At 70.7% G+C, this 11,398-nt stretch carries 8 protein-coding genes; 4 read left to right on the top strand and 4 right to left on the bottom strand.

Translation table 11 applies throughout. The annotated features are described in order from the left end of the window. Positions 1-357: 357 nt before the first annotated feature. Positions 358-798, bottom strand: a complete 441-nt coding sequence (locus IRZ30_RS12105) for a VOC family protein (protein WP_294085450.1) — start codon at positions 796-798, stop codon at positions 358-360. Positions 799-1,263: 465 nt separating this feature from the next. On the opposite strand from IRZ30_RS12105, the gene serA reads away from it, so the two are divergent. Beyond that, positions 1,264-3,477, top strand: coding sequence for a phosphoglycerate dehydrogenase (serA, locus tag IRZ30_RS12100; RefSeq protein ID WP_294085448.1), 2,214 nt, complete (start codon positions 1,264-1,266; stop codon positions 3,475-3,477). A gap of 79 nt (positions 3,478-3,556) precedes the next feature. Here the strand turns inward: serA and IRZ30_RS12095 are convergent, their stop codons facing one another. Further along, positions 3,557-4,696, bottom strand: coding sequence for a ScyD/ScyE family protein (locus IRZ30_RS12095; RefSeq protein WP_294085446.1), 1,140 nt, complete (start codon positions 4,694-4,696; stop codon positions 3,557-3,559). 290 nt (positions 4,697-4,986) lie between these two features. Beyond that, a complete protein-coding gene (locus tag IRZ30_RS12090) occupies positions 4,987-7,389 on the bottom strand; it encodes a heavy metal translocating P-type ATPase (RefSeq protein ID WP_294085444.1) in 2,403 nt (800 codons plus the stop codon). A gap of 258 nt (positions 7,390-7,647) precedes the next feature. Between IRZ30_RS12090 and IRZ30_RS12085 the strand changes: the two genes are divergently transcribed. The 3 genes from IRZ30_RS12085 (at position 7,648) to IRZ30_RS12075 (ending at position 10,434) form a co-directional block, all read left to right on the top strand. Continuing rightward, the gene (locus IRZ30_RS12085; RefSeq protein WP_294085443.1) at positions 7,648-8,097 is read left to right on the top strand and encodes a DinB family protein; all 450 of its coding nucleotides are present in this window, start codon (positions 7,648-7,650) and stop codon (positions 8,095-8,097) included. A 301-nt stretch (positions 8,098-8,398) separates the two neighbouring features. Next, positions 8,399-9,658 (top strand): CynX/NimT family MFS transporter, encoded by a 1,260-nt coding sequence (locus IRZ30_RS12080; RefSeq protein WP_294085442.1) that lies wholly within the window; start codon positions 8,399-8,401, stop codon positions 9,656-9,658. Continuing rightward, complete coding sequence (locus IRZ30_RS12075; protein WP_294085441.1) at positions 9,655-10,434, top strand: CPBP family intramembrane glutamic endopeptidase; 780 nt, start codon at positions 9,655-9,657, stop codon at positions 10,432-10,434. Before IRZ30_RS12080 ends, IRZ30_RS12075 begins: the two co-directional genes overlap by 4 nt. Before the next feature lie 241 nt (positions 10,435-10,675). Here IRZ30_RS12075 and IRZ30_RS12070 read toward each other — a convergent pair. Next, the coding region (locus tag IRZ30_RS12070) for a metallophosphoesterase family protein (protein WP_294085440.1) at positions 10,676-11,398 on the bottom strand (723 nt) is incomplete at its 5' end.

Genomic DNA, 11,398 nt, shown 5'->3' with positions numbered 1-11,398 from the left:
ACCGCCCCTTGCGGGGGGGCGCCCGGGGCCAGCCGGCTGCCGCGGGGGGGCACGCTTTTGCGTGCGGCCGCCCCAGCCGCCGCTGTGCTATCGCGCGGCCCCAGCCCCGCGCCGGGGTTGGTGTCACATCGTCGTCCGGACATGGGATGGGCGGTGCGAGGATCCCCACGCGTGGTCCGTGCCCAGGGGTTATGGAGTTTGACGAACAACATGGTGTACGCGCTCGGCGCATGCCCGGGGCCGAATCACGGTGTCGGATCCGTTCATCGCGCAGGCAGCCACGCCCGCTCCGCACCTCGGTGCACAGCCCGCGGTGCGGGAGCCGGCCGCCGTCCGTGACTCACCGCGGCGGGTGGGTCAGGCGAGTTCCTCGGCCAGGGCGACGATGATGCCCGCCGGGCCTCGCATGTAGCAGAGGCGGTACATGTCCTCGTACTGGACCACCTCGCCGATGAGTTCGGCGCCGAGGGCACGCAGGCGGGCGACAGCGTCGACGACGCTGTCGACGGTGAACATGACGCTTCGGAGGCCCGGCGCGTTCGGTGGCGCGATCGCCGGTTCGACCGCGACCAGGTCCGGGTTGTGGAACTTCGTCAGTTCAAGCCGCCCCTCCCCGTCCGGGGTCCGCATCATCACGATGTCGATCTGGATGTCGTCGATCGCGTTAACGCGGTCCACCCACGGGCCCTCGACCCGCATCTCGCCTTCGACCGTCATGCCGAGTGCGGCGAAGAACGCGGTTGCACTTGCGAGGTCGTCAACGACGACGCTGATATGGTCCAATCTGGTGATAGTCATGCGGCCAAGTCTACCACGGGCGGTGTGCGGCGTGTTAGGAGTGCGCTGTCGGTCGCCGGGGTGGTGTTCTCCGCGCGCCGTCCGCCAGGGTTGTTCATGGAGTGTCGGGTTCTTGTCCGAATCCGCATCCATCTCCCTTGGTATCTGAGCATCTTCTTAACTTTGGCGGGTGTCGTGTTCATGTGGCGGGACTTTCCTGCGGCACGGTGAGGGGCTATACTCAGGGCGTATTGCTGTTTGGTAGAGCCGGGGCGGCCCGCGAGGGCGGTATCCGTCATCCGGCGGAGTGGAGTCGGAGAAGAACGATGACGACCAGCTTGCGTTTCGCAGCCGCGGCCATGTCGACGGCCTCGCTCGGGCGCTGGTGGTCGAGTTCTTCGCGCCGGGGCTCCAGTAGTCCCAGTCGTTCTTCCAGTGGGAGTGACGTGACGGTGCTGGAGAGAACGCTGCGGCTGGAGGTCCCCGGTGAACGACGTGATCCGACTCGCGCTTGATCTCGATGGTGTTCTGACCGAGCATCCCCGGATTCTTGCCCACGCTGCCAACGAGACCTTTGGGCTGACGCTGCCGCTGCACGCCTTCGTGGACTCGGCGGGTTGCAACGTGCCGCTTGAGATCCGGCGCTGGGTGTACGGGCCGGATGGCCCGGCCCGGCGGCTGCGACCGGCGCCGAAGGGGCGCCGCTTCGTCGAGGCCGCCCGGGCGGCGCTCGGCACGGAGAACGTGCTGATCCTGACCGCGCGCCCTGACGAGGCGCGGGCGACGACGGAGGCGTGGCTGCAGGAGCACGGCTTCCCGGCCTGCGCCATCCGGTTCGCCGATGACAAGGTCGCGGTCGCCCGCGCGCTGGGCGTGACCCATGCCGTCGAGGACAGCGTGCGGCATGCGACGGCCTACGCCGCGGCCGGCATCCGCTGCCTGCTGCTGACGACCGACCCGAAACCGGCGGGGGAGTCGCCCCTGATCGAGCGGGTGCCCGACCTGGCGGCGGCCTGGGAGCGGTTGCTCGGAGCACCGGACGACGAGGACGAAGAGGAGAGCAGTCCCATTCGCTACAGGATCGTCATTAGTGACGTGATCGACGCTGCCGCCCGCGAGCGGCTGGCGCGCGAGGCGGAGTTGATCGATGTCGATGGACAAGATGTGGCGGCCCTCAAAGCCGCACTGCGCGACGCCGACGCGCTGATCGTGCGCAGCGAGACGCAGGTCACGCGGGAGGTGCTGGCCGCCGGCCCCTCGCTCCGAGTTGTGGCCCGGGCGGGCACGGGCGTGGACAACATCGACGTCCAAGGCGCGACCGAGGCCGGGATCCTCGTGCTCAACGCCCCGGGCGCCAACGCCGTCTCGGCCGGGGAGCACACCATTGCGCTGCTGCTGGCGCTCACCCGCCAGATCCCGGATGCCAACGCCGCGGTCCACGCCGGGCGCTGGGAGCGCAAGCGGTTCAAGCCGTTCGACCTGCAGGGGAAGACGATCGGGATCGTCGGCCTGGGGCGGGTCGGCTCGGTCGTGGCCCAGCGGCTACGCGCTTTCGAGACCCGCCTGATCGGTTACGATCCCTACATCGCCCGCGAGCGCTTCCAGCAGTTGGGGGTCGAGCCGGTGCCGTACGAGCGGCTGCTGGCCGAGGCGGACGTGGTCACCTTCCACGTCCCGGCCACGGCGGAGACGATCAACATGCTCGACGCCGACGCGATCGCCCGGCTGAAGCCGGGGGCGATCGTGCTCAACTGCGCGCGGGGTGAGGTGGTGGATCAGGAGGCCCTGGCGGAAGCGCTCCGCACGGGGCGGGTGGCGGCAGCCGGGGTCGATGTCTTCCCCAATGAGCCGGCCCACACCAGCCCGCTCTTCGGCCTGCCCAACGTGGTCCTGACGCCGCACATCGGCGGGTCGAGCCGCGAGGCGCTGGCAGCGGTCGGCGAGATGATCAGCACGACGACGCTGGCCGCGCTGCGGGGCGAGGCGGTGCCGAACGCCGTCAACCTGCCGCCGGCCTCGCTCCAGGGACCGGAGTTGCAGCGGCTGACGCGCGTGGCCTCCGCGGCCGGGCGGCTCCTCTCGGTGCTGCGGTCGGCGCGGCCGGAACGGCTGGAGGTCATCGTGCAGGGGGCGGTGCCGCTCGACGTGACGGAGCGGGTGACGGCGGCCGCGCTGGCCGAGGCGCTGCGCCGCTGGACCGACCGGCGCGTCACGCCGGTCAATGCCCGGCTCGTCGCCCGGGACCTCGGCCTGGACGTCCACATCGTTTCCGGGAATGCCGACCCCGCGCTGGTGCCCGAGTTCGCCTTCGAGGTCGACGGCGACGACCCACATCGGGTCACGGTCCGTTGGGACCGCAGCGAGGCGGGCATCATGGAGATCGACCGCTTCTCGCTGGAGCGGCCGCTGGCGGGCGACCTGCTCATCACGCGCCACTGGGATCGCCCCGGCATCGTCGGCCGCGTCGGCACGATCCTCGGCCGCTACAACGTGAACATCGCCGGGATGCAGGTCGGCCGGCATGAGCGGGGCGGGCAAGCGATCATGGTGCTCAATGTGGACGACATCATCCCGGAGGCGGCGCTGGCCGAGATCGTGACGATCCCCGGGATCGAAACGGCCTACGTCGTCTCGCTCCCCGCGGCCGTGCCCGAGCCGGGGGAATCGTTCGGGTGGAGTGCGTCCCGCGCGGCGCGCTAGTCGCGCGGTCGCGAACGGCTGCGGGGGAGGAGAACTCCACCCCCGCGGCCGTTCTGCTTCGCCCCGGCCTGGGTAGGGGCTACGGGGTGATGTGGATCACCTGGCCCATCCCAGCCAAGACGCCATAGTTGGACACGTAGATCGCGCCGTCGGGGCCGAGTGCCACGCCGGTCGGGGCGACGAGGCCCTCGCTGGCGATCTCGGTCTGCGTCCCATCGGGCGCCACCTGGATCAGCGCTCCGGCCGGCAGTTCGCCGGTCGCCTCGCTGGCCAGGAGCCCGTCCCGCGCGATCTCGAGCACGAACAGGCTGCCGTCCGGCGCGAACACCAGGTCGATGATGTTGGTGAAGCCTTCGGCGAAGACCTGCGGCTCTTCACCAGGTACGACGCGCCAAACGCGGGCCGCCCCCTGCACGAAGGGGAAGCCGGTGAGCTCGCCGACATAGAGGGCGCCGTCCGGGCCGTACGTGACCGCGTCCGGCACGGCCTGCATCGGGATCTGCGTGCCCGGTGGCAACCCCAGATCCGGCGGGGCATCGACCATCCGCGAGGGGAAGACGGCCACCGTCTGAATCTCCCCCTGGACCCCGACTGACAACAGGCTGTTCCCTCCGGCATCGACGACGAAGACCTCCGAGGAACCGGGCACCAGGGCGTACGGGTTCGAATCGACGATATCGCCGTCAGGGTTGGCAGCCGCCTCGTAGGCGGTGATGTCCGGCCCCGCGTTCCACTCCTCATCGGGGCCGGTGAGGACCAGCCGCCCGAAGAGCGCGCCCTCCGGGCCGAGGGCCGTGCGACCGTCCGGCGGACCGCCCCAGCCGACCACGACCGCGGTCACGTTCTCCGCCAGCGGCACCACGTCGGTCGGGCCGGTCGCGAAGCCGCCGCCCTCTGCGGCCAGCGAGGGGAGGTCGCTCACGATGCGCTCCTGTTCGTCGTCCGTGATGCGGGTGATGGCACCGGTTGCCCCGTAGCATTCGGTGTCGCCTTCCGCTCCCTGGCGGCAGGCACCGTCGCCGCCGCTCCCGGCTTCGGCGACGTAGAGCGCACCGTCGAGGCCGAAGGTCAACCCTCGCGGGTTGTTGAGCCCCTCCGCGACGACGGTGATGGTGGGCTGAGCCGATGCGCCGGCGAGGGGCAGCAGCGCACCCATCAAGCCAAGCAGCGCGATGATGGACGCCAGACGGCGCCAGGTTGGGGTGGGACGGTACCCCATGGCACTCCTCCGATCCCTGCGTTGTCCGATGACTCCCTACCCGCACGGTGCGATTGCACCACGGTCCACGCTAGGGACCGAAGATGAAAAGCAACACACTAACTAACCGGCTGTTAATTACTAACCTGGAAGGATCGCGGCAGAGTGAGAAGCCGTCTGTCCCCTCTCCCCTTGTGGGAGAGGGGGCAGGGGGTGAGGGGAACAGCTTCCTGCCGGGCAATCCCCGCCCGGGGCTTCTGCCGCGGGCGGGAGTGGAGGAGGTGATGCCGGGCGCGATCGCCCGGTAACGGTTAGTCCGCCGGAACCGGAGCGGTCCGGACGGCAGCGGCGTGCAGTGCTGGCTTGCGGAAGCGTAACAGGCGCAGGCCGTTGAGCACCACGATGATCGTGCTCCCCTCGTGGCCGACGACGCCGAGCGGCAGCGGCACCTGACCCATGAGGGTGGCGATCACCAGGACCACGATCACCGTCAGTGCGAAGGTGAGGTTCTGCCGGATGACCCGGCGGGCCTGGCGGCTCAGCTCGATCGCGTAGGGGAGCTTGGTCAGGTCGTCCGCCATCAGCACGATGTCGGATGTCTCCAGAGCCACGTCCGTGCCGGCCGTACCCATGGCGATGCCGATGTCCGCCGTGGCCAGGGCCGGGGCGTCGTTCACGCCGTCGCCGACCATGACCACCATCTCCCCATTGCGCTGCATCTCGCGGATGACGGTGAGCTTCTCCTCCGGCAGCAGCCCGGCGCGCCACTCGTCGATGCCGACCTGCCGCGCGATGGCCCGCGCCGCGCGCTCGTTGTCCCCGGTCAGGATGATCGTCCGCTTCACGCCGAGGCGATGCAGGTCCTCGATGACCGACGGGACGACCGGGCGGATGACGTCGGCCACCGCGATCACGCCCAGCGCGCGATCGCCGGCGACGAACATCAGGGTCTTGCCCTGCTCGCGCAGCGCATCCCCCTGCCGCCGCAGCTCATCCGGCAGGGTCACCCCCTCGCCTTCGAGGAGCGCTTCGTTGCCGATCCGCAGGGTCCGGCCACGCACCGTGGCGCGGACGCCCCGTCCGGGGACCGACTGGAGGTCGGTGATCTCCCGGTCATCCAGCGCCGGGATGTCGCGCTCCTCGGCATACTGCACCACTGCCAGGCCGAGCGGGTGCTCCGACAGCCGCTCGACGGCCGCCGCCAGCATCAGCATCTCCCGCTCGTCGACGCCCTCGCAGGTGATGACGTCCGTCACGCGCGGGCGGCCGATCGTCAACGTGCCGGTCTTGTCGAAGGCGACGGTGTCGACGACGCCGACGTTCTCCAGATGGACGGCTCCCTTGAAGAGGATGCCCTGGCGGGCGCCGTTGGCCAGCGCCGAGAGGATCGAGGCCGGCGTCGAGATGACCAGGGCGCAGGGCGAGGCTACCACCAGCAGCGTCATCGCCCGGTAGAACATGTCGTGGAAGTCCTGCCCGAAGAAGACGACCGGGATGATCACCGCCAGCGCCGAGGCGACGATGACGCCGATGGCGTAGGTCCCCTCGAAGGCGTCGGTGAAGCGCTGGGTGCGCGACTTCTGGCTCCGCGCCTCCTCCACGATGCGGATGATCTTAGCCAGGGTGCTCTCCTGCGCCAGGCGCTCGACGCGGACCCGCAGCAGCCCGTGGCCGTTGATCGTCCCGGCGAAGACCTGATCGCCCGGTCCCTTGCCGACCGGGATCGACTCGCCGGTGATCGGCGACTGGTCCACCGCCGACTCGCCGCTGATGACCCGGCCGTCGGCCGGGATGCGCTCGCTCGGCTTGACGATGACGGTGTCGCCGATGACGAGTTCGTCGACCGGGATGCGCTGTTCCTGTCCGTCGCGCACGACCAGCGCGTCCTCGGGGCTCAACTCCATCAGAGCCCGGATCGCGCGGTGGGTGCGGCCGAGTGCGTAGTGCTCCAGCGTGTTGCCCAGCGAGAAGAGGAAGAGCAGGATGCCGCCCTCGACCCAGCCGCCGATGGTCGCGGCGCCGATCGCGGCGGTGACCATCAGCAGGTCGATGTCGACGTGGCGCTGGCGGAGCGACGCGATCGCCTGGCGTGTGGCGTAGAAGCCCCCCGCGATGTAGGTCAGCACGTAGAAGCCGATCTGCACCGCGTCCGAGATTAGGCCGAAGCGGCCGAGCAGCCAGCCGCTAGAAAGGAAGACGAGCGTGGCGACGGTGGCGACCACCAGGTGGTAGCGGTCCCACCAGCTCTCCTCGTCCTCCTCCTGCTGCCGCGCGGGCGCCGGCGGGACCACCTGGCCGCGCACATGCACCCCGGCGTCTTCGATCGTTCGGGTGATCTCCGGCAGGCGCTCCCGGGTGCCGGCGTACTCGACGGCCAGCCGGCGGCTGGCCGGGTTGGCGCTGGTCCAGATGATGTCGTTCCGCCCGTGCAGGCGCCGCTCGATGACACTGCCGCAGCCGCGGCAGGAAACCCCGTTCATGGCGAACACGCAGCGCTGGTAGCGCTCGCCGATCTGCACCCCGATCCGGTCGGCCAGCCGCTCGACCGTCGCCAGGGAGATGACGTCCGGGTTGTAGCGGATGCGTAGGGCGCGCCGGTCGGCATCGAGCTCGACGGCGCCGATACCTTGGTGCTGCAGCAGGGTATCGAGCAACACATCGGCGCAGTGCGCGCCGTTACCGTCAAGCTCGACAGGAATCGTTCGTTCTCTCATGCTCTCCGCCGTTGCGTCCGGGCGGGCGACCGAGGGTGCCGTGCCCAGTTGAGAATAAGTCCTATTCGCACCTCAGTCTACCGGCCTCCGCATGGGATGTCAATGAAAAATCCGTGCCAATCCGCCCGAACGCGTGTCACGTGGGTAGCGCCACACCCGCCTCCATCTGCCGCTTGACTGGACGGGAATAACCTGCTATAAGCGATACGCTGGTTAGATGCGAAGGGGGCCAGCGCCCCGGCAGAGGAGAAGCAGAACATGCACGCTGGGAACGGCCTGATCGAACGGATTGAGACGCACTGGCGGGAGCTGCTGGCGGCGCTCGAAGGCATCCCGGAGGAACACGTGCTCGCGCCCGGCGCGGTCGGGGCGTGGTCGGTCAAGGACCTGCTCGGGCATATCGCGTTCTGGGACGGCGAGGCCGCCGCGCGGGTGCGGCGGATTCTGGCCGGGGAGCCGGCCCGTCGCCCTGGCGAACCGCATTGGCAGCGGCGCAACGCACGGGAAGCGGCGCTCCGCGCCGACTGGCCGCTCGAACGCGTCTGGAGCGAGCTGCACGACACGCATATGGCGCTCCTGCTGGCGCTGCAGGAGGCCCGCGAGGCAGGCAAGACCATCCCGCGCGACGTCATCGCCGGCTGCACCTACGAGCACTACCAGGCGCACCGCGACGACCTCCACGCCTACCGGGAGCGCCTCGGTCGCTGAGCACCCGGCACCGTCGCTCCCCCCCGCTCCAGCTTCCCGCGCTGGCAGGTCCGCTGCGGATCCCATACCCTCGGTGTGCCCTCACTCCTGGTGCCCGCACGGGTGCCGGCACCCCTGGTAAGCCTCGCGCGGCCCCACTCGCGGCGCCGGGATGCGGGCAGGCGGACCGTCGCCCCAGGGGGCGAGCGACCACGCACATCCCGTCGCCGTGCCGAGGCGGTATGCTAGCGATCGAGGACGACGACCGCCTCGGCTCACGTACTCGACTCACGTGGGTGCGTATCAATGGGAGGGGAGGCGCATGGACGCTCGCGATCCGGAGGCCGCCACGGAGAGCAACCGGCGTGGGTGGCGGTGGTTCGCGCTCCTGGGCCTCGTCTTCCTCGTCGGGGTGACTCTCCGCACGGTCCTCCTGGGCGTGCCGCCGGTCCTCCCGCTCATCCAGCGCGACCTGGGCCTGTCGTACACCGCGACCGGCCTGCTGACCGGGCTGCCGGTGCTGATGATGGGCGGGGCCGCCTGGGCGTCGGGGCGCGTCATCGAACGCATCGGCGGGCGGCGCGCGGTCACCATCGGGCTCGTGCTCCTCGCGGCCGGCGCGCTCCTACGGGCGCCCTTCGCCAGCGTCGTACTCCTCTATCTCTTCACCGCGGTGCTGAGCCTCGGGATCGCCCTGTCCCAGACGGCCGTGCCGGTACTGGTGCGCGCCTGGTTCCCGCGCCACATCGGGCTGGCCGCCGCGCTCTACACCGATGGCATCATCGCCGGCGAGGTGCTGGCTGTCGCCGCGACCGGCCCGCTGCTGCTCGGCTGGCTCGGGGAAGGGGCCTGGCGTGCCTCGTTTGTCGCCTGGGGCCTGACGGTCATCCCGGTGATCCTCCTCTGGCACGTGCTGGCTCCAGCCGCCGAGCCGGTGCGTCCACGCCCATCCCGGACGGTGGATGAGCCACAACTCGCGGTATCGTCACGGAGCGGGGCGGCCCGGCCGCGGGTGCGTGCCTGGCACCTCGGGCTGGTCTCCAGCGGCGGCGCGGTGATCTACTTCACCATGAACAGTTGGATCCCGCCCTACAACGAGGCCCTGGGCCACGGCGACGTCACCGCACTCGCCCTGACGGTCCTCAACGGGGCGCAGCTCCCGGTCAGCCTGGCGCTCACGCTCGTCGCCCAGCGGCTCGCCGGGGAGCGCTGGCCCTTCATCACCGTCGGCGTGGTCGGCATCGGCGCGATCATCGGCCTGACGAGCACACCCCTCTCCTGGCAGCCCATCTGGGTTGCCGTCCTCGGCGCCTCCTCCGTCGCGGTGCTGGTGCTCGGCACGGCGTTGCCCCCGCTCCTGGCAGGGCCGGGCGAGGTGGCGCGGCTGACGGGCGCCACGCTCACGATCAACTACGGGGTGGCCTTCGTCGGGCCGCTCTTCGGCGGCTGGCTCTGGGACCAGTTCAACCGGCCGGTGCTGGCCTTCGCGCCGGTCGTGCTGGCCGGCCTCATCCTGATCGTCCTTGGCGCGCGCCTCCCGCGCCTGGAAAAGGTGCCGGAACCGGTGCGGGCACGCCCATGACGGCGCCGCGATCACCCCTCGCCTTCTTCCTGCTGACGTTCGCGCTCTCGGTTCCCTTCTGGCTGCTCGGCGCGTGGATCCCCACGCCGGAGGGCGCGCTCATCGGGTTGCCGCTCAGCGCGCTCCAGCTCGTCTGCCCCTTCCTGGCCGCGGTGATCCTGGTCTACCGTGCGGGCGGGGGAGCCGATGTCCGCCGGCTGCTGGCGCACGCCGTCAGCCCGCGTGGAATCGCTCCGGTCTGGTACCTCCCGATCCTGCTGCTGATGCCGGCGATCTACCTGCTGGCCTACGGCATCCAGCGCCTGCTGGGTCGCCCGCTCCCCGGCCTCCAGTTCCCGCTCGGGACGCTCCTGGCGCTCTTCGTCGTGCTCCTCATCGCTGCCCTGGCGGAGGAGATCGGCTGGATGGGCTACGCGACCGATCCCCTGCAGGCCCGCTGGGGCGCGCTGGGGGCGGCGATCATCCTGGGCCTGGTCTGGGCGGCGTTCCACCTCGTGGCGGACCTGCAGGGCGGGCATTCGCTCGGCTGGATCGCCTGGCACCGGTCCGGCGCGGTCGCGCTGCGGGTGCTGATCGCCTGGGCCTACAACAACACCGAGCGCAGCGTCCTGGCAGCGGCGCTGCTGCACACCTCCGACAACGTCGGCTGGCAGCTCATGGAGATCAACGGCGGCCTCTACGACCCGATGATCACCACTCCGCTTACGGTCGCCACGGCCGCGACCGTCACGCTCCTCTGGGGCCCGGCCACGCTCGCGCGATTCCGCCGGATGTAGGTAGGAACGGCAGGTGAATGGGATGCACGTGGCGGGATGTGCCGGGGGCTCGGGTGTTAGGCGCGTTCGGAGGGTGAGCGCGGTCACCCCGTGCCCGGGACTCAAGCCGCCGGGCTCAAAATGAAAGCCGGCTGGGATGGGGCATGACTCACGGCCCGGCGATACGGTGTTCGCTGTCCGGCCCGTGCCACGGCGCGGAGATCCTCGCGCCACCCATCCCCGGGCACGTGCCACCGCGCCGTCAAACGCCCGCCGGGGCCGTGCCGCTCCGGCCCTCGAAGACCGTGACCGCCTCGATGGGGAACGGCGGGGCGAGGATGTTGCCACGTACGAACTCCTCGACGCCCGGGAAGCCGGTGGCGCGGATCTGCGCGGCGGCGCGTTCCGCGTCGTATGGCGTGCGGCGGAACTCGACGCGCGGTCCCAAGATGACCCAGTAGGCGCCGGGAACACCCTCGTACGGCATGCCGACGCTCCCGGCATTGACCACGTGCGTCCCGTGCTGCCAGCGTTCGAACTGCATGTGCGTGTGGCCGCAGACGACCACGTCCTCGCCGACGCCGGTCAGGATGGCCCGGAGGCGCGTGCCGGGGGTGGCGACGGTGATGATCTCCTCGTCGCCGCGCGGGGAGCCGTGGCAGAAGCGGACGGTGCCCAGCCCCTCGATCTTGATCACCACCTGCTCCTCGAACGACGCCAGGAAGTCGCGCTGCGCCCGGGTGAGGCGCTCGGCGGCCCAGGCGGCAGTGTGCTCCAGCGGCGACGCCGTCCCCGGGTCGCGACCGCCGCCTCGCCGATCCCAGGCGGCGACCATCTCCCGGTCAGCGTTGCCGCGAACGAAGCGCGCCCGTGGCCCCAGCGCCAGCAGCCGGTCGATCGTTGCGCCCGGCATCGGTCCCGCGGCGCCCGCGCCGCCGCCGACGCTGTGGTGGGCCCCGGCGGGGGCGTTCTCGGGGTGGACCGC

The organism is Sphaerobacter sp. (genome assembly GCF_019683595.1).
Lineage (GTDB): Bacteria > Chloroflexota > Chloroflexia > Thermomicrobiales > Thermomicrobiaceae > Sphaerobacter.
This window is presented reverse-complemented; position numbering and strand designations above follow the sequence as displayed.

Coding starts and splice junctions, on each gene's coding strand:
- IRZ30_RS12105 (WP_294085450.1), bottom strand. CDS start 798: ATGACTATCACCAGATTGGACCATATCAGCGTCGTCGTTGACGACCTC.
- IRZ30_RS12095 (WP_294085446.1), bottom strand. CDS start 4,696: ATGGGGTACCGTCCCACCCCAACCTGGCGCCGTCTGGCGTCCATCATC.
- IRZ30_RS12090 (WP_294085444.1), bottom strand. CDS start 7,389: ATGAGAGAACGAACGATTCCTGTCGAGCTTGACGGTAACGGCGCGCAC.
- IRZ30_RS12085 (WP_294085443.1), top strand. CDS start 7,648: ATGCACGCTGGGAACGGCCTGATCGAACGGATTGAGACGCACTGGCGG.
- IRZ30_RS12080 (WP_294085442.1), top strand. CDS start 8,399: ATGGACGCTCGCGATCCGGAGGCCGCCACGGAGAGCAACCGGCGTGGG.
- IRZ30_RS12075 (WP_294085441.1), top strand. CDS start 9,655: ATGACGGCGCCGCGATCACCCCTCGCCTTCTTCCTGCTGACGTTCGCG.